Genomic DNA, 18,406 nt, shown 5'->3' with positions numbered 1-18,406 from the left:
CGAGATAAAACTCAGCCGAAAGAGAGTTCCGGCTGAGTTTTTATCACCTGCCTGTTAGCGATTTAATCAATCTTATCCCAGGCGTCCTGCCAGTGTTGGCCGACGCCCGGCGCATAGGCGCTGGCCACACCCGCACACCATGGCGTAAACGGCAAAGGTTTACAGGAATAATTGCCGCCAGCGCTGTGAACCTTATCTCCTGCCTGATAAGCCGTCCCTTCCACATACTCAGGGTAGGCCTTTTCAGTTGCGGCGATGGTCACCGTTTTCGTCGCTGAAGGGAAGTGCCGTCCATCTTACGAGGACGCTTCCAGTTTCAGCTGATAAGTTCCACTGGCATAGTTTTGACCGTCCAGCTCAAACACCGCCAGATCGCTTTCCGCCACGGTTTGACTGCCGTTAACCAGGCTCCAGTGCCACTTCGCCGCCTCAAAGTTATCCTGCGAGTTAAAGACTACCACCTCGCCCGGCGCCAGGCTCTCCTGTCCGTTGATATTGACCTGCGGTGGCAGCACGGTCACGGTCACAATTTTACTGTCCGTCATGCCGTGGGAACCGGTTACGGTTAGCTGATACCTTGCCTGCCCCGTTGCCCCGCCAGGAAAAGCGGCGCGGGCACTGCTCTGCCGAACTTCGGATACCATCGGGCCGGAAGGCTCTGCCTGCAAGCCAAACCGGCCTGAACCCGCCAGCGTCGTCCAGACAAATTCATTACCGGTGCTGGCATTACCGTTCAATATTCGGACGGTGCCATCATTGTTGCGGGCAACAACACTGAAATCCTCCGGCACCACGGCGACAGGCACTTTGACCTCTTCATTAGCATCAGAAAGAGTCCCGATATGAAGATGTGCCCCGCGGGCATCAATGTTTAACAGCGTAATCCGTTTACCGGACAGCACATCATCAATAGATTTACCCGGCATCAGCGGCGCATCTTTCATGCCATCCGCGCTGCCTGGCGTAGTATCCACCAGCGTGTTGCTGACCGTGCTGCCAAAGGAAGCCACACGGACAATCACTCCGTTAACGAAAGGATCGCTGCTCGCCCAACCTTCAAAACCGGTACCCGGCTGACGGTATTCCAACGTCAGGTAAGTGCCATCCCGGCGCAGAATACGTAAGCCTTTCAGCTCACCCTCGTTTGGCGTGTTGAATAATGGCGTAAGCGTATAGTTTTCTGGCTTATCAATCTGCGGCATCTGCGCATCGGACAGCCATCCGGCATAGAGCAGATAAGGCGCAGGGTAGAGTCGGCTGCCCCCGCCGTTCATCGTATCGGAAGGATCGCCGGCAGTGGTTTTCCTACACTGCGGGTCAAGTTGAACAATACCCAGACTGTTAGTGGTACAACCTTCCAGTGAGGTCGCATGAGGTGCGCCCAGGTTATGGCCAAATTCGTGCTGCCACATCCAGGGCTTATGGCCCGAGGCGTTGCCGATAATCCAGCTGCCAGGGGTGGCAGCCAGCCCGGTCCAGCTACAGGAAGTGGAGGGAATTTCGACAAAAACATAATCATAGTTATTGGGTTCAATGCCCTTTGCACGGGCCAGCGTTTGCGCCTGCGCTACCACGCTGCTGGAGCAAATAGCTGGACGAGGCCCCAAATCAATATCGCTGACCGTATCCCCGCTCAGTAAAAGCTTTCCGTAAGAGGCAATCCTGACGGCACTCACGAGCGAGCTAAAGTCAGTTCCTGAGCCAAACACCGCGCTCTTTATTGCGGCCAGATCGTTAGCTGGCCTGTCGCTATAGTGGGTATGCAATAGCAGGACCTTTTTATTACCAATAACCGGACGCGTCGCTACCTGAGCAGGAACAGAAAGCTGCCAGGAAACATCATTTGTCGTACTGGTAGCCACCATTTGCAGGCGATTATTGCTATGGCCCAGTACCTCTTTTTTCCCCAGGTCGTTGCGATATTTATTTTCCAGGGTATAGACAATGTCTGACACCGCAGACGCCTGATTAATAGCGGCCTTCCAGGATCGCTGAGAATTAAAACCGCTGCCGGTGCATTCCATCATTGTTGGCTCTGTCTGAGCAGCACTGGAATTCATTCCCAGGCAATATTCTTTATTTTCTTCGGCCAACGCCTCGCTGGTAATTTTAAGATAGCCGGTCATGATCTGCGACAGCTGCCAGCGTTGGCGGGCCGTATCCTGGCAGCGTTGGAAAGTCACGCTGCTGTTATCAGGCTGTAAAGTAAGGCAACTCTCACTCCCCAAAGCCACATTCTTGATGGTGCCGTATCCTGCTTGTTCTTCGCCATCAGCAGCAAACAACCCTGGCAGCGTGTCACGCTGCTGCGACAGCATTTCAGGTACCAGAAGCGCTGAGGACGGCGTTAATGTTGCGGGTTGTGCATGGCTAAATAATGGCGTCAGCGCAAGTAGGGTGACCAGCAGTGAATAATTTGCTGCTGATATATTATTTTTAACAGAATGAACGTTTTTTATTTTTTTATTATAAAAAAGATCATGAAAAGTGAATTTACAAGGCATAATGCCCTCTCAGTTAACTGGCTATCACGCATCACTGAATGCATTTTATTTCATTGCACCGTGATGGATAATTAAAATAAACGTTATTATTTTCCAGACGCAGAAAACCCGGATGGTGCCTCCCAAAAGGAGGCCAACCCACCCCTGCATCGTGCAATACAGAGCCTTTCCACTAACCCGACTTTGGTCGCGGATTGTTACGGAAAAGAAATGATTGTTTATAATAACCTGGCATTAAAAATGACATTAATTAGCAATCAATACCGCTAATAAAATATGAGTCTCCGACTCACCCTGCCATTATTCAGCAGAAGAAATTAGCTGGCAATTGCAATAATTACGCCAGTGAAATTAAAAAATAGATTTAAGAAAGAAGTTTTGCTGAAGGGAGAAATGCAAAGCGGCTTACGGTCTGTATTTCTCGTAAGCCGCCAGAGTAAAAGCGTTAGCCGTTCTGCCGCACGCGGGCAATCAGGGCTTCACTATCTTCGATGTGATCTGCCGCCAGGATCAGCATTCTTCCTAAGGCGATCGCCTGGCGGAAACACTCCACCTTCATCGCTTCATCCTGAATGCTTTTAAAATCGGCAATCTGCGACATGCCAACGGTACGGCGGATCGCTTCTGTACCGCAGTAGCCCAGCGTGTCACGCCAGATTTTTTTCAGGAATTCAGCCGCATAACCCGGATACGCCAGCGCACGATCGCGTGATTTTTCAGCTGCCAGCGCCAAAAACTCCTCTGCAAAACTTTGCCATGTTATACGAACATCGTTCAGCCGTTTTTCCCGCACGTCAGCCGCTTCACGCGGTGCGAGCAGGCCCGGCAGGGCGCAGTAGTTAAGCAGAAGATTGCCCAACGCGCTGCCAACATCGAAACCAATCGGACCATAATAGCCAAATTCAGCATCAATGACTTTCAGGCTGCCTTCGGCCACGAATATGGAGCCGCTGTGGACATCACCGTGCAGCAGTGCTTCAGCGTTTGACAGAAAGCGATGCTTGAGGCCGGCTACTTTATGGCGCAGTTCGTCATCGGTACGCAGCGTGGCGACCAGCGGCTCCAGCGCGCGGGGATAACCGTTACGTTCATGGACTTCGTAAGGCTCGTTAAAAAACAGCTCTTCCGTAATGTCGCACAGTTCTGGGTTGGTAAAGCGGATGACGTCCGCTTTTTTCTGATGAGGATGCTGATAAAAATCGGACGTGTGAAACAACGTCTGTGCAAGATAGTGCCCAAGCTGGGCAGCAGCCTGCGGATAATCGACGCCTTTGACCTGTTCGCCGCGCCAGATAGCATGACTGGAAAGGTCTTCCATCACCATCACCGCCAGCGCCGGATCGTAATGCAGAATTTTTACCGTATGTTCCGGGCAAAATTCCCCGTGAATTTGCAGCACTTCCGCTTCGATACGAGCACGATCGAGCGTTAATGGCCAGGATTCGCCCACACAGCGTACGTAAGGGAGTGCCTGCTTAACGATAACCCGGCTGGCGCCATCACGGTCAAAGATTTTGAAGACCAGGTTAAGATTGCCATCGCCCACTTCCTGCGAATCCACCAGGGTGTCGGGATGTTCAATGCCGCCGAACTGGCGCGCATATTCCACGGCATCTGCTGCGGTGAACGTACGGTATTGCGTCATTAACTCACCCTCGTCAAAACTTGCTAATCAGCTTTTCGTCCCGGCCTCACAGTGTTGCTCACACCTTTTTATCAAAATAAGCCGTTCAGACGTCTATACATCCGTATGGCATGTTGGCACAATATGGCCTGATAACGCAACCAGGATTTAACTTCCATGCAGACACTGAGCACAACCAGCTTACAAGTTCGTGACAACCAGCTGTGGATCCTTGACCAGCAGGCACTGCCGCAGAGAAAAGTCTGGTGTCCCACGCCGGGCGTGCCGGAGCTAGTTGACCACATCAAAGCACTGCGGGTGCGCGGTGCGCCGCTGATTGGCCTTTCTGCCAGTTTACTGCTGGCGCTGCTGGCTGAAAACGGCATGGCCAAACCCGCGTTGAGCGAAGCGCTGGACGTGCTGCGGGCCGCCCGCCCTACCGCCGTCAATCTGATGAACAATCTTGACCGCATGAAGCTGGCCCTGGCCCAGGATCGGTATATTACCGCAATGACTTTTGAAGCCCTGCGTCTGGTCGAAGAAGATAAATTGCTGTGCGATAACATCGCGACGGCGGGCGCGAAGCTGATTAAAGCCGGTAGCCGTTTACTGACTCACTGTAATACGGGAGGCCTGGCGACCGCAGGTACAGGCACCGCATTAGGGGTGATTTCTCGTGGCTGGCAGGAAGGTCATGTGGAAAAGGTCTGGGTCGATGAAACGCGCCCGCTGCTGCAAGGCGGACGTCTGACCGCGTGGGAACTGGGCGAACTGGGCGTGCCCTATCGTTTAATCTGCGACAGTATGGCGGCGAGCCTGATGGCGCAGAAGCAGGTTGATGCAATTTGGGTTGGTGCTGACCGAATAGCGGCTAATGGTGACGTCGCCAATAAGATTGGCACCTACAGCCTCGCGGTACTGGCGCACTATCACCGCATTCCTTTTTATGTTGCAGCACCACATACCACGCTCGATCCGGCTTGTCCAAACGGCAGCGCAATTCCCATTGAGCAACGCGCTGCGAGTGAAGTGACCGGGGTGGCGGGCAGCTTTGGTGAAGTACAGTGGGCACCGGAAGATGCGCAGGTCTGTAACCCAGCCTTTGACGTGACGCCAGCGGAGCTGATCAGCGGCTGGGTGCTGGATACCGGCGTGGTCACACCCGCACAGGTGAAAGCCGGGATTTTCCAGCCGGGCCGGGCGCGGTAACGGGCGGCTGTAAGCTAAAGTCAAAACCGGCCTCAGTGTCTGGCGGCAGTCAGGAACAGAACAGCGGGACGCCGTGAATCCTTCCCTTAAGGCTTGACTGGCGCGTCCCTGCGCCAGACACCCGGCTTATCTGCCCCTTGCAAACATCAGCGCTGTTGGTAAGAAAAACAGATGATTCTCTACGCTCATCCCAACGCGTTTAAACAGCTACGCCATTGTATAGAAGCAGGAAGATATCGCTCTTAAGGCAGTCGCGGATACGCATCCGCAATGCGATCGCCGGTAAATTTCGCGATCCAACCTTCCTGATTATCAAAAATACGAATAGCGGTAAAATTCGGTGACGATCCCATATCAAACCAGTGCGGCGTGCCCGCAGGGACGGAAATCAGATCGTTTTTTTCACAAAGGATCTGATAAATATGGCCGTCCAGATGCAGGCAAAACAGCCCCGCGCCTTCGACAAAGAAACGTACTTCATCTTCACCATGCGTATGCTCGGAAAGAAACTTCTCGCGCAGCACCTCTTTCTGCGGGTTATCCGCACGCATGCTGATCACATCCCAGCTCTGGTAGCCTTTTTCCGCCACCAGCCTGTCGATGGCGTGCTGATAAGCGTTGATCACCGTTTCCGGTGTGGGATCAACGCCTAAATCACGGTCTGCTTCCCAACGCTCAAAGCGTACCTCTTTGCTGCTCAGCTTCTGGCGAATCTCTTCAGCCTCGGTGCTGTGCCAGACCGGCGTAGTGGCTTCGCTCTCGGTAAAAATAGTCAGTGCGCTCATAAGGCAAACGTCTCCAGATTGATCTGATCAAAACGGTTAACCTGGCGATGACGGCTTGCCGTGTCCGCTTCGCCACGAATTAATTGCACGGTGTTCCAGCCTGCATCCTGTGCCGCATCCAGCTCCTGATGAATATCGGATAAAAACAGCAGTGCATCGGACGGCAGGTCAATCTCAGCGGCAATGTTGCGATAAGACGCGTTTTCACGCTTGGCACCGACATGGGTGTCAAAATAGCCGCTGAAGAGATCGGTGATATCACCCGCGTCACTGTAGCCAAATAACAATTTCTGCGCTGCTACTGAGCCAGACGAATAAACGTAAAGCTTAATGCCCTGCGCCTGCCATGCCTGGAAAGCAGGCAGCACGTCGGAATACAAATGGCCGGTAAAGCTGCCGTTCACATAGCCATCTCGCCAAATCATGCCCTGAAGCGCTTTCAGTGAGGTAGATTTGCGATCCTCATCCATAAATCCAAACAGCACGGTAATCAAATCTTCAACCGTCGCCTGCGGCTGGGCAATTTCATCCCGCAGATCGCTCAGCGCCAGCGCAACATCTTCACGATGCTGGAAAGCCGCAATAAAGGCCGCCAGATTTTCTCGCGCATAAGGAAAAAGCACATCGTGCACAAAGCGAATATCGCTGGTGGTTCCTTCAATATCGGTCACTATCGCGCGGATCATTTGGCCTCCAACAGCCGACGTTGTAATTCACACTGGAACAGAAATTCCAGTCCTTCAAGATGGCGCTTCGCCTCGTTGACATCCCTTCCCCAGCACGTCAGCCCGTGCCCTCGCAGCAGGAAGGCATAGCGCAGCGGGGTTTCAGCAGCGAAATGCTCAATACGCTCCGCCAGAGCGTCAATATCCTGATCGTTATCGAAAAGCGCAATCGATACGGTATCGAGATGCGAGCTCTGCCCGGACAAGGTTTTCTGCATTTCATAGCCTTGCAGCTCTAATACAGCGCCCTTCTCAATGCGGGAGAGCACGGTCGAGTTCACCGTATGCGTATGCAGCACAGCCCCCGCTTCCGGGAACAGGCGGTAGATCAACGTATGCAGGCCGGTTTCGGCAGAAGGCTTACGGCCCGAAGGCACGTGATTGTTTGCGATGGCGACCTGAATAAAGTCGTCGCGGGTCAGTGCGCCTTTATCTTTGCCGGATTCGCTCAGCAGGCAAAACTCCCCGTCCTGGCGCACTGACATATTGCCGCCGGTCGCCGGTGCCCAGCCGCGAGCGCCGATCCAGTGGCAGGCCGCCACCAGCTGATCCAACTGTGGAATAGTGCTCATACTCTTCCTTTCTGGTGCCGGTGTAACGGCATAACGTTAGCGTTTAGACGTCTAAGCGTCTCGATTGCCAAATAGTAGCATCGGGGCTATAGTGGCGGCAACACAGGGTTAACACATCCTGGAAGAACGTTACGCAAGGATTAATAATAATGAGCCAAACGTCGATGACGCCTGAGAGCAAACTTCCTGCTCTGGGCACCACCATTTTTACGCAAATGAGCGCGCTCGCGCAGCAGCATAACGCCATTAATCTCTCCCAGGGCTTTCCCGATTTTGACGGGCCGGATTACCTGAAGGCACGCCTGGCGCATCACGTCAGCGCGGGCGCCAATCAGTATGCGCCAATGACAGGCGTGCAGCCGCTGCGCGAAGCTATTGCCGCGAAAACCGCAGAACTTTACGGTCATCAGCCGGACAGCAACACGGATATAACCGTCACCGCAGGCGCGACCGAGGCGCTGTATGCCGCGATTACCGCGCTGGTCCGGCCTGGTGATGAAGTCATTTGCTTCGATCCCAGCTACGACAGCTATGCACCAGCGGTAACGCTGGCGGGCGGCGTGATGAAACGTATCGCCTTGCAGCCGCCGACCTTTCGCGTGGACTGGCAGGAATTTGCCGCGCTGCTTTCTCCCCACACTCGCCTGGTTATCCTCAACACGCCGCACAATCCTTCGGCGACCGTCTGGCAGAAAAGCGATTTTGAATCCCTGTGGCAGGCTGTTAAAGAACAGGAAATCTATGTGCTGAGTGATGAAGTGTATGAGCACATCTGTTTTGCTCAGGAAGGCCATGCCAGCGTGCTGGCGCATCCTCAGCTGCGCGAGCGCTCCATCGCCGTTTCCTCTTTTGGCAAAACGTTTCATATGACCGGCTGGAAAGTGGGTTACTGCGTGGCGCCTGCGGCATTGACGGCTGAAGTGCGCAAGGTACACCAGTATCTGACTTTTGCGGTCAATACGCCGGCACAGCTGGCGCTGGCCGATATGCTCAACGCCGAACCGGAACACTACCGCGAGCTTCCCGATTTTTATCGTGCCCGGCGCGATCGCTTTGTGCAGGCTCTGGCGAAAAGCCGTCTTAACGTCCTGCCCTGTGAAGGCACCTATTTCCTGCTGGCGGACTACAGCGCCATCTCCGATCTGGATGACGTGGCGTTCTGTCAGTGGCTGACCAAAGAAGTCGGCGTGGCGGCGATTCCGCTGTCGGTATTTTGCGCCGGCCCTTTCCCTCATAAGCTGATCCGTCTGTGCTTCGCAAAACAGGAAGCGACGTTGGATGCAGCGGCGGAGCGCCTGTGTCGACTTTAAACCTTAGCGTTTTACAGCAGCCTCTGGTCTGGATGGATGGCGAAGCTAACCTGCGTTTTTTTGATGCGCTGCTGGCAGATCTGCACGATCGGGATCTGATCGTACTGCCGGAAATGTTTACTACCGGTTTTGCGATGGAGGCCGCAAAAAACTCGCTGCCAGAGACGCGCGTTATTCAATGGCTGCGGGAAAAAGCCCGCGAAACCGATGCGATGGTCGGCGGCAGCGCGGCGATTCAGACTGAACAGGGGGCGGTTAACCGTTTTCTGCTGGTGGACCCGGACGGCAAAGTCCATCGCTACGACAAGCGGCATCTTTTCCGCATGGCGGATGAGCACCATCACTATCTTGCAGGCGAACGGCGTGAAGTCGTTGAGTGGCGCGGCTGGCGCATCCTGCCGCAGGTGTGTTACGACCTGCGTTTCCCGGTGTTTTCGCGCAATCAGAACGATTACGATCTTGCTCTGTACGTGGCTAACTGGCCAGCCGCCCGGGCGTCACACTGGCAGGCATTACTGCTGGCGCGTGCCATTGAGAATCAGGCCTATATCGCGGGATGTAATCGCGTAGGCAGTGATGGTAACCAGCATCACTACAGCGGCGACAGCAGAGTGATCGGCCCGCAGGGTGACATTCTGGCTGAGGGCGAATCCCATCAGCCCGTGATTCTCCATGCCGAACTTTCGCTGGAGAAGTTACAGGAGTACCGCGAAAAATTCCCGGCGTGGCGTGATGCGGATGCATTTAGTTTTTAAGCGACTGAAGGATATTACCTGTTCTTCGGCGAGCCGCTTAATTCTCCCGCCCAGGCTGTTCTGCCAGCCTGACCGGTCTGCGGCTGACGCTGTTGAAGACGATATTCAACACCACCGAAACCAGACAGGCAGCGCTAATCCCGGAGTGGAAAATAGTCCGTACCCAACCGGGAAACTGATCGTAGAACGACGGCACCACGACCGGGATCATGCCAAAGGCAATGGATGTTGCGACCACGACCAGATTCATGTTTTCACGGTATTCAACTTTGGCTAACGTGCGGATCCCGCTGGCCGCGACCGTACCAAACAGCACCACGCCTGCTCCGCCCAATACCGGGGCCGGAACGGCTGCCACAATTCTGCCCAGCACCGGCAGGCAGCCCAGCAAAACCAGGATCACGCCGCCGGCTGCTACCACATAACGGCTTTTAATCCCGGTGATGGCGACCAGGCCAATATTCTGGGCGAAAGCGCTTTGTGGGAAGGAGTTAAACAGCGGTGACAGCGCGCTGGTTAGCATATCGGCCCGCAGACCGCTGGCGATACGCTTGCCGTCAACCGGCGTACCCACTATTTCACCAATGGCGATCAGTCCGGCAGTGGTTTCAGTGAGCAGCACCAGTACAATCAGCGTCATCGACAGGATCGCCGCTACATCAAAAACCGGCATACCAAAGCTTAGTACGCCCGGTAAAGCCACCCAATCGCCGTTCAGCACCGTTGAAAAATGGGCTTTTCCGCTGAGCGCAGCAAACAGCGTGCCGAGCACCATTGCCGCCAGCACTGCCACCCTTTTTATCGCGCCATTACCAAACCGATTCAGTAGCAGCACGACGGCCAGCGTCAGCGCGGCCAGCCCGATATTGCCCGGCGAGCCCCAGCCGGGTGCAGCCGGATTGCCGCCCATCGCCCAACGCGCGGCGACCGGGATCAGTGAAAGACCAATGACGGTAATCACGGTTCCCGTTACCACCGGCGGGAAAAAGCGGATGATATGGGCAAACAGCGGCGCAATCAGCAGGCCAATCAGTGAAGAGACGATCACTGCGCCAAACACCACCGGCAATCCTCCGCCCCCCGTTACCAGCGTGACCATCGTCGCCACGCCCGCAAAAGAGACGCCCTGCACCAGCGGCAGACGCGAGCCAAAGCCCGGTACACCAAGCGACTGAAGCAGCGTCGCACAGCCGCTGACGAACAGCGCCGCAGTCACCAGCATGCCCAACGCTGCCGCTGAAAGCCCGGCCGCCGCCCCGATAATCAGCGGTGGCGCAATGATGCCACCGTACATGGTGAATACGTGCTGGAGTCCCCAGGCAAAGGATTTTCCTGCCGGATAACGCGTATCTTCAGGCCTGACCATATTTTACCCTTCAATGATTACCCCACGACAAAGTGGGCGTTATTGGCGCAGTCAGTTTGGGTGCGGCCAGCGCGCAAAACCCGCAGCAGACTCTAAGTACGTGATGCGTTTGAGCACTGTCCACGCCCAAAATGGCAAGTAAAATAGCCCGGGCTCAGCTGCCCCGGTAGGTCGACCATGACCACGGTGAAATCAAAAACGGTAAATGGTAGTGGCTGCCGGTTGCCGGGATCACAAAGTCGATTTGCGCGCTAACGTAGAGCGCATCACGCCCGCTGGCAGCAAAGTAGTCGCCGATTTCGGCAATCAGTCGATAGTGGCCAGGCGCCAGCGGTTCCGGCGTGAGCGCCTTAATACGCCCGTCTGCATCGGTGGCCTCTTCGGCTACCGGCAACCAGCCCTGACTGCTGTTCTGCTCCAGAGAGATAGCGACGCCCACCGCCGGTTTCCCCAGCGCCGTATCCAGAACGTGCGTGGTGATGGTGCTCATTGGAAAGTCTCCTGTAAGCGCAGCAACGTAATTTCTCGCAGCTGAGCGAGTGCCTCGTCAAGTTCCTGGGGAGCATTGTTACCAAGACGCCGCTGGAGTTCTGCGAGGATCGCTTCTCCGCTGCGGCCTTTTGCCCGAATCAAAAAAACGCGACCAAAGCGCTGTTCATAGGCGATATTACCTGCCTGAAGCGCCTGTTTGAGTGCGGCGTCATCGGCATTTACCTGCCCCTGTTCTTGTCTGGACAGCCCGGCTTCTTTGCCCTCGCCCTGCGCCTTTTCGCCAATACGGGGATGAGCAGAGAGCGCCTGGTTTAACGCCCGTTCATCCCACTGGCGAGCCAGCGCGTCCGCGGCTTGCAGCAGCGCCTGCTGAGACTGAAAGGGTCTTTTCGCCACCAGCACGCTGGCCCAGTCGTCCAGCGCTACGCAATGGGCAATCTGCGCTTTTGCATCGCCAGCGGCGGCCTGGTTAAATATCTCCAGCGTCATTCGCCGCTCCCTATTTGCTCTACCACGCCAGCATAGGCCCGAATCGCTTTTGCCACATCGGCCGCATGCACGGATTCGGCCGGATGATGGCTGATGCCGCGATCGCAGCGCACGAACAGCATGCCGACCGGCCAGCGCTCGGCAATCGCAATCGCATCGTGTCCCGCGCCGCTCGGCAGCGCAAGCGTGCGGCCCTGAACTGCCATCACCGCCTGGCTCAGCGCAGCCTGTAATCCCTCATCACAACGCGTTGCCGGGATTTGATAATATTCTTCCGCGCTAAAATCCAGGCCACGACGTAATGCTATCGCTTCAGCCTGAGTCAGCAACGCGGAAAGCAGTTCCGCCAGCGGCTGGTCTTCTGGCCCGCGCACGTCCAGCGTCAGCATGACCTCACCGGGGATGACGTTAACCGCGCCGGGCAGACATTGTAGGGTGCCAACGGTCGCCACCAGCTGCGGGCTGTGCTTTGGCGCGGCCTGCTCGACAAACACCATCCATTCAGCCGCCGCGGCCAGCGCGTCTTTTCGATGCGACATGGGCACCGTTCCGGCATGGCCTGCCTCGCCAACAAACCGGCAGTTTAGCCGTCGTGCACCGTTGATCGCGGTCACCACGCCCAGCGCCAAATCTGCCTGTTCGAGGCAAGGCCCCTGTTCGATATGCAGTTCGAGATAGGCAACGATCTCTTTCACCTCCCGCGCCGCCTGTGGGATGGCATCGGCATCCAGACCCGCGTCGGCCATCGCCTGCGCCACGGTAATACTGTTGCCATCGGGATGATTGACCCAGCTTTCCGGCCAGCTGCCGGTGAGTCCACGACTGCCCAGCAGCGTGATGCCAAAACGCGTTCCTTCTTCATCACCAAAACCAACGACTTCGATTGCCAGCGGCAGACGTTTTCCCTGCTGGTTCAGGGCCTGCACGGCTTCGATAGCGGTCAGCACGCCAAGCATGCCGTCGTAGCGTCCGGCGTTACGCACGGTATCCAGATGGGAACCCAGCAGCAGTGCGGGCGCTCCCGCTTCCAGACCTTCATAACGACCGCAGATATTACCCACGCTGTCCTGCCAGACTTTCATGCCCGCTTCGGCCATCCATTCGCCTGCCAGCGCATTAGCGCGCAGATGTTCTGGCGAGAGGTATACGCGGGTGAGAAATTCGGGCGTTTCACTGATTTCCGCCAGCCGATCGCAGCGCGCCATGACTCTGGCAGCGGCTTGCTCAGCCGCGGCTGAACTCATCAGCTCCATCAGCAGCTCCCGCGTGAGTAATGATCCCAGGCCGACTGCATCGCGGCACCCTGCGGCGTTTTGTAGCCCAGATAAGTCAGCACCGATTCCAGCGCGCTCAGCGTCTGCATCACGCAATCTTTACGGGCGTTGTAACCCATGGTGCCAATACGCCAGACCTTGCCGTGCAGCGGGCCAAACGAGGTGCCGATTTCGATGCCAAAATCTTCCAGCATCAGTTTCCGTACCCGATCGCCGTTAATGCCTTCTGGGATAACGACGCCCAGCACGTTGTTCATCTTGTGGTTTATATCCCCGAAGGTTTCCAGTCCCATGCCCTGAATGCCTTTCAGCATGGCATCACCATGCAGCTTGTGGCGGGCAATGCCCTGATCCAGACCTTCTTCAAGGATCAAACGCGCGCATTCGCGAGCGCCAAACAGGGCGGAAGTCGCTTCGGTGTGATGGTTAAGCCGTTCTGGCCCCCAGTAGTCCATGATCATGCCGAGATCGAAATAGTTGGACCAGATCATCTCGTCTTCGCCGTCCTGATGTGCGGTGGTACGAATGCCTTCCTCGACACATTTGCGCTTGCGGATTACCGCTTCCATTTCCGGGCTGAGCGTGATGGGTGAGGTGCCGGACGGGCCGCCAAGGCATTTCTGCATCCCGGCGGACACGGCATCCAGTCCCCAGGCATCGGTTTCCAGCGCGTTTCCGGCAAACGACGCCGTGGCATCGGTATAAAACAGCACGCCATACTTTTTGCAGATTGCACCGAGTTCTTCCAGCGGTTGGAGCATGGTGGTAGACGTATCGCCCTGCACGGTCAGCAGCAGGCGCGGTCGCACGGTTTTGATCGCATCTTCAATTTGATCGGGCGTAAACACTTCGCCCCACGGCGCTTCAATGGTATGAACTTCGGCGCGGCAACGCCGGGCAATTTCACACAGCAGATGACCGAAACGGCCAAATACCGGCACCAGAACTTTATCGCCAGGCCGGATCGCCGACAGCAATATCGCTTCGATACCGGCACGAGAAGTGCCGTCGATCAGCAGCGTCCACTGATTTTGCGTGCGGAACACGCCGCGATAGAGCGCCATCACTTCGTTCATGTAATGCGTCATGGCCGGATCGTACTGCCCGATCAGCTGGCTGGACATGGCGCGCAGCACGCGCGGATCGGCATTGATCGGCCCCGGCCCCATCAGCAGGCGCTGCGGTGGATTGATTTGGGAAATGTTCGCTAAATCCATCTTGTGGTTCCTTCTCTTGTCGATCGATGCATCAGTTCAGACCGCGCACCGATGAGATAAACTGTTTGAGTTCCTGAGTTTGCGGGCTGGCAAAAACCATTTTGCTGTCGCCCTGTTCCCAGACGCGTCCCTGATGCATAAACACCACGCGGTCGCCGACTTCCCGGGCAAAGTTCATTTCATGCGTGACCAGAATCAGCGTCATGCCCTCTTTCGCCAGCTGTTCCAGCACCTTCAGCACTTCGCCCACCAGCTCCGGGTCAAGCGCGGAAGTGATTTCATCGCACAGCAGCACTTTCGGCGTCATCGCCAGCGCACGGGCAATGGCGACACGCTGCTGCTGGCCGCCGGATAAATTCGCCGGGTAGTAATCCATCCGGTCGCCCAGCCCGACTTTTTCCAGCATCTGTGCTGCCAGCGCACGGCATTCGGCCTCCTTCTTTTTCAGAACCCGACGCGGCGCCAGCATCACGTTTTCCAACGCGGTCATGTGCGGGAACAGATTAAAGTTCTGAAATACCATGCCGACCGAGCGGCTGATTTCGCGCGCCTGAGAATCGCGATCGGTAATCGTCATACCGCCCAGTTTGATACTGCCTTCCTGATAGCCTTCCAGCCCGTTCATACAGCGCAGCAGCGTACTTTTCCCCGATCCGCTGCGGCCGATAATCGAGATGACCTCGCCCATCTCGACATCCAGATCGACGCCTTTTAGCACATGATTGGCACCGTAGTATTTCTGTACCTGATTAATGGTGATGAGCGGCATTGAATTTCTTCTCCAGGTACTGGCTGTAGCGCGACAGCGGATAACACATCAGGAAGTAGCCCAGCGCCACCAGCCCGAAAACTTTGAACGGTTGATAAGTCACGTTATTGAGAATGGTGCCCGCTTTGGTTAGTTCGACAAAGCCGATAATCGATGCCAGCGCGGTGCCTTTTATAACCTGAACCGCAAAGCCTACCGTTGGCGCAATGCCGATGCGCAATGCCTGCGGCAGTACGACGCGATAAAGCGTCTGACCAAAATTCAGGCCGAGGCAGCGTGAAGCCTCCCACTGCCCTTTTGGTAAAGCCTGAATGCTGCCGTACCAGATATCGACCAGAAAAGCGCTGGTGTACAGCGTCAGCGCCAGCGAGGCGGCGGTCCAGGGCGATACATCAATGCCAAACAGCGCCACGCCGAAGAAAGCGAGAAACAGCTGCATCAGCAACGGCGTGCCCTGAAACAGTTCGGTATAAGCACGGATAAAACGGTTCGGCCAGCGACGGCCCGTCAGGCGCACCATGACCAGCGGCATCGCCACCAGCGTACCGCCTAAAAATGCCGTCAGCGACAACAGCAGCGTCCAGCGTGCGGCCAGCAACAGATTGCGCAGGATGTCCCAGTCAGTAAACGTCGTCATCAGGGCGTTTCTCCAAACCATTTGCGGCCCGCGGCCAGCAGTAACTGACGCATCGCAATCGACAGCGCCAGATAGAGCAGCGTAGTAACGCCATAGACTTCAAAACTCAAAAAGGTCCGGGACTGGATCAGGTTGGCGGCGAAGGTCAGCTCCTCATAAGAGACCTGAGAAACCACCGACGATCCCAGCATCACGATGATGCACTGACTGACCAGCGCCGGATAAATGCGCTTCAGCGAAGGCGGCAGCACGATGCGCAGAAAGGTCTGTGAACGCGTCAGCCCCAGCACGCGCCCGGCTTCCCACTGGCCTTTTGGCGTGACCTGAATACCGGCGCGAATAATTTCGGTGCTGTAAGCGCCCAGGTTAATCAGCATCGCCAGCAGTGCGGCTTCGCCCGCCGTCAGCTTCAGCCCGAGCGCCGGCAGGCCAAAAACGATAAAGAACAGCTGCACCACAAATGGCGTGTTGCGGATCAGCTCAACGTAGCAGCCCCACACGCGGCTCAGTATCGACGGCTTGCCGCTGCGTAGCGCCGCGCCGAAAATGCCCAGCGCCACGCCGCCCACGGTGGCCAACACGGTCAACTGAATCGTTACCCACAGCCCGGAAAGCAGTTCCGGCCAGTAAGGCCACAGCGCAGGAAAGTCGAGTTGTTCCGTCATCGCCTGCCCTTATGCGCCAAAGTCGGCCGGTAACGGTGCCTTCAGCCACTGCTCAGAGAGGCCGTTCAGCGTTTTATCTTTTATCGCCTGGTCGATTAGCGTATCTACCTTCGCTTTCAGGGCGGGTTCGTTTTTGCGAAGACCGATAAAGCACGGTGAATCCTTCAGCATAAATTTCGCCACCGGCGCTTTTTCCGCATTCTGTCGGGCAATCGCCGCGACCACCAGGTTGCCGGTTGCGACATACTGCACCTGACCAGAAAGATAGGCAGAAAGCGTGGTGTTGTTATCTTCATAGCGCTTCAGCTGGGCATCTTTCGGCGCGACGTCGCTCAGCACCATATCTTCCACCGCGCCACGCGTTACGCCGATGGATTTGCCGCTCAACGCCGCGGCATCTTTCAGCTCAGCCTCTTTTGGGCCAAACACGCCGAGGAAGAACGGCGCGTAAGTGCGGCTGAAAGCGATAACTTTCTCGCGCTCAGGGTTTTTGCCCAGGCTGGAGATCACCAAATCAACCTTATCGGTTTGCAGATAAGGGACGCGGTTGGCGCTGGTCACCGGCACCAGCTGCAACTTAAGTTTCATCTGTTTTGCCAGGTATTTCGCCATATCAATGTCGTAGCCCTGCGGCTGGAGATCGGTACCCACCGAACCAAACGGCGGGAAGTCCTGAGGAACGGCGATGCGGATAACTCCACGTTTTTCAATGTCCTGAAGCTGATCCGCCCACGCATGCGTTACCTGAGTCAACATCAGCGCCACACCTGCTACTGCCAGTAATGCTTTCTTCATTCTTTTTGCCCCGGTAAATAAACCATGAAACGAAAGATTCTTGAAGAATTCATTTGCAACTAATGTGCCAGCCGCGCGACTGCCTGCCACGCAACGTGATTTTTTGACTCAGGGATCGCGACCAGAAGACCAGCTATGCTAGTAAACAGGCTGATAAATCAGATTATATGCCGTTAGAAAAGCAAAAAGGCAGGCAGAGAGAAGACCGATAACCGACAGGATTTGGGAAAGAGTTGCTGGAAATTACAGCCGTAAATCTTTCGCCCCGAAATAAAGCAAAGCACCAAAACGGTGCCCCACTAATGTGATTTTGATTGCCGGGGCACCACCGCTTACCGGCAGCCGCTGGCGATTAACGCTGTTCCAGCTCATCCAGCTGGTTGTAGAGATCGGCAATATGGTGAATGCGCTGACGGCCTTCGCTAAGCAGTTCATGCAGTAAAGCGTTTGCCAGCAGGTTAATTAAACTGTTGGCCGAGGCATAGCTGTCGAAGGCGGAAACGCTGTCCAGCGGCGCGCAGAGCTGCCAGCGAGCCAGCGCCATCAGTGCCTGAGCCTGAGGTTCGCAAATCACCAGTGTGGGAATGCCATCATGTTGCAATTGCTGCAACAGCGGCTTGATGATGCGCGGACGACGACGGAAAGCGATAACCACGACCATATCCTGCGGCGTCACTTCAGCCAGCTCCTCGGAGAGCGTCTGACCCGGCTGCGGCAGCACCTGCACGCCGCCTCTTGCCTGAAGCAGCTGCTGACGAAAATGCAGCGCTACCGGGTAAGCATTGCGCATGCCGATGACAAACACGCGCTGGCTTTTCGCCAGTTGCTGAACAACCTCGCCGAACTGTACGGCGTCAATCGCGTTGACCCACTGGGTCAGATTCGCCATTTCCTGCTTGTAGTGGCGGGCAAGCAGTGTATTTCCCTGCACCGCATCGCGGTTGTCGGTCAGCGGCATGCCGCTCTGCCTTAAGGTGCGCAGCTCATCCCGCATGTCGCGATATTTGTCATAACCGAGCCGCTTAAACAGACGGCTGACGGTGGCCTTAGAGACGCCGCTGAGGCGAGCCAGCTCGGCGCTGTTATAGCTGATCACATCATCGAAGTGGTCGAAGACGAAGTCGGCTACGCGCTGCTCCTGCGGTGATAACTGCGGATAGTGACTCTTCAGACGTTCATCGAGCTGCTTCATGCGTGGACCTTGTAACTTTTGTTTCA

19 protein-coding genes are annotated in these 18,406 nt (G+C 56.0%); 3 read left to right on the top strand and 16 right to left on the bottom strand.

Features of this window, described 5'->3' with window-relative positions:
- Window positions 1-62 precede the first annotated feature (62 nt).
- The 3 genes from AAGQ96_RS04630 to mtnK form a co-directional block, all read right to left on the bottom strand.
- The gene (locus AAGQ96_RS04630) at window positions 63-263 is read right to left on the bottom strand and encodes a hypothetical protein (protein WP_342754965.1); all 201 of its coding nucleotides are present in this window, start codon (window positions 261-263) and stop codon (window positions 63-65) included.
- 33 nt (window positions 264-296) lie between these two features.
- Window positions 297-2,318: a hypothetical protein gene (locus AAGQ96_RS04625; protein WP_342754964.1), complete on the bottom strand. Its 2,022-nt coding sequence runs from the start codon at window positions 2,316-2,318 to the stop codon at window positions 297-299.
- 631 nt (window positions 2,319-2,949) lie between these two features.
- Window positions 2,950-4,149, bottom strand: coding sequence for an S-methyl-5-thioribose kinase (mtnK, locus tag AAGQ96_RS04620; RefSeq protein WP_147195563.1), 1,200 nt, complete (start codon window positions 4,147-4,149; stop codon window positions 2,950-2,952).
- A gap of 156 nt (window positions 4,150-4,305) precedes the next feature.
- On the opposite strand from mtnK, the gene mtnA reads away from it, so the two are divergent.
- Window positions 4,306-5,337, top strand: coding sequence for an S-methyl-5-thioribose-1-phosphate isomerase (gene mtnA, locus AAGQ96_RS04615; RefSeq protein WP_342754963.1), 1,032 nt, complete (start codon window positions 4,306-4,308; stop codon window positions 5,335-5,337).
- Between the two features lie 242 nt (window positions 5,338-5,579).
- Here mtnA and AAGQ96_RS04610 read toward each other — a convergent pair whose 3' ends face one another.
- The 3 genes from AAGQ96_RS04610 to AAGQ96_RS04600 are packed head-to-tail and all read right to left on the bottom strand — an operon-like array spanning window position 5,580 to window position 7,419.
- A complete protein-coding gene (locus AAGQ96_RS04610) occupies window positions 5,580-6,122 on the bottom strand; it encodes an acireductone dioxygenase (protein WP_147195559.1) in 543 nt (180 codons plus the stop codon).
- Window positions 6,119-6,808, bottom strand: a complete 690-nt coding sequence (gene mtnC, locus AAGQ96_RS04605; RefSeq protein WP_342754962.1) for an acireductone synthase — start codon at window positions 6,806-6,808, stop codon at window positions 6,119-6,121. The genes AAGQ96_RS04610 and mtnC overlap by 4 nt, the downstream gene beginning before the upstream one ends.
- Window positions 6,805-7,419 (bottom strand): methylthioribulose 1-phosphate dehydratase, encoded by a 615-nt coding sequence (locus AAGQ96_RS04600; RefSeq protein ID WP_147195555.1) that lies wholly within the window; start codon window positions 7,417-7,419, stop codon window positions 6,805-6,807. The genes mtnC and AAGQ96_RS04600 overlap by 4 nt, the downstream gene beginning before the upstream one ends.
- Window positions 7,420-7,568: 149 nt before the next feature.
- On the opposite strand from AAGQ96_RS04600, the gene AAGQ96_RS04595 reads away from it, so the two are divergent.
- A complete protein-coding gene (locus AAGQ96_RS04595; protein ID WP_342754961.1) occupies window positions 7,569-8,729 on the top strand; it encodes a pyridoxal phosphate-dependent aminotransferase in 1,161 nt (386 codons plus the stop codon).
- On the top strand, window positions 8,717-9,484 hold the full coding sequence (locus tag AAGQ96_RS04590; RefSeq protein ID WP_342754960.1) for an amidohydrolase: 768 nt from the start codon (window positions 8,717-8,719) through the stop codon (window positions 9,482-9,484). Before AAGQ96_RS04595 ends, AAGQ96_RS04590 begins: the two co-directional genes overlap by 13 nt.
- A 37-nt stretch (window positions 9,485-9,521) precedes the next feature.
- On the opposite strand, the gene AAGQ96_RS04585 is transcribed toward AAGQ96_RS04590, so the two are convergent.
- From AAGQ96_RS04585 to hpxU, 10 genes are all read right to left on the bottom strand, one after another.
- Window positions 9,522-10,850, bottom strand: coding sequence for a nucleobase:cation symporter-2 family protein (locus AAGQ96_RS04585; protein ID WP_342754959.1), 1,329 nt, complete (start codon window positions 10,848-10,850; stop codon window positions 9,522-9,524).
- 154 nt (window positions 10,851-11,004) lie between these two features.
- Window positions 11,005-11,340: a hydroxyisourate hydrolase gene (gene uraH, locus AAGQ96_RS04580; protein WP_147195506.1), complete on the bottom strand. Its 336-nt coding sequence runs from the start codon at window positions 11,338-11,340 to the stop codon at window positions 11,005-11,007.
- Complete coding sequence (gene uraD, locus AAGQ96_RS04575; protein ID WP_342754958.1) at window positions 11,337-11,831, bottom strand: 2-oxo-4-hydroxy-4-carboxy-5-ureidoimidazoline decarboxylase; 495 nt, start codon at window positions 11,829-11,831, stop codon at window positions 11,337-11,339. Before uraD ends, uraH begins: the two co-directional genes overlap by 4 nt.
- Window positions 11,828-13,090: an allantoate amidohydrolase gene (hpxK, locus tag AAGQ96_RS04570; RefSeq protein ID WP_342755521.1), complete on the bottom strand. Its 1,263-nt coding sequence runs from the start codon at window positions 13,088-13,090 to the stop codon at window positions 11,828-11,830. Before hpxK ends, uraD begins: the two co-directional genes overlap by 4 nt.
- A complete protein-coding gene (locus tag AAGQ96_RS04565; RefSeq protein WP_342754957.1) occupies window positions 13,084-14,322 on the bottom strand; it encodes an alanine--glyoxylate aminotransferase family protein in 1,239 nt (412 codons plus the stop codon). Before AAGQ96_RS04565 ends, hpxK begins: the two co-directional genes overlap by 7 nt.
- A 31-nt stretch (window positions 14,323-14,353) precedes the next feature.
- Complete coding sequence (locus AAGQ96_RS04560) at window positions 14,354-15,091, bottom strand: amino acid ABC transporter ATP-binding protein (RefSeq protein ID WP_147195500.1); 738 nt, start codon at window positions 15,089-15,091, stop codon at window positions 14,354-14,356.
- Window positions 15,072-15,728: an amino acid ABC transporter permease gene (locus AAGQ96_RS04555; protein WP_147195498.1), complete on the bottom strand. Its 657-nt coding sequence runs from the start codon at window positions 15,726-15,728 to the stop codon at window positions 15,072-15,074. Before AAGQ96_RS04555 ends, AAGQ96_RS04560 begins: the two co-directional genes overlap by 20 nt.
- A complete protein-coding gene (locus tag AAGQ96_RS04550) occupies window positions 15,728-16,393 on the bottom strand; it encodes an amino acid ABC transporter permease (RefSeq protein ID WP_147195496.1) in 666 nt (221 codons plus the stop codon). Before AAGQ96_RS04550 ends, AAGQ96_RS04555 begins: the two co-directional genes overlap by 1 nt.
- A gap of 9 nt (window positions 16,394-16,402) precedes the next feature.
- A complete protein-coding gene (locus tag AAGQ96_RS04545) occupies window positions 16,403-17,188 on the bottom strand; it encodes a transporter substrate-binding domain-containing protein (RefSeq protein ID WP_147195494.1) in 786 nt (261 codons plus the stop codon).
- Window positions 17,189-17,540: 352 nt separating this feature from the next.
- Window positions 17,541-18,380: a MurR/RpiR family transcriptional regulator HpxU gene (gene hpxU / locus AAGQ96_RS04540; protein WP_147195492.1), complete on the bottom strand. Its 840-nt coding sequence runs from the start codon at window positions 18,378-18,380 to the stop codon at window positions 17,541-17,543.
- Between the last annotated feature and the right edge of the window lie 26 nt (window positions 18,381-18,406).

Origin of the sequence: Pantoea sp. MBD-2R, from assembly GCF_039134845.1 — a bacterium.
Lineage (GTDB): Bacteria > Pseudomonadota > Gammaproteobacteria > Enterobacterales > Enterobacteriaceae > Erwinia.
This window is presented reverse-complemented; position numbering and strand designations above follow the sequence as displayed.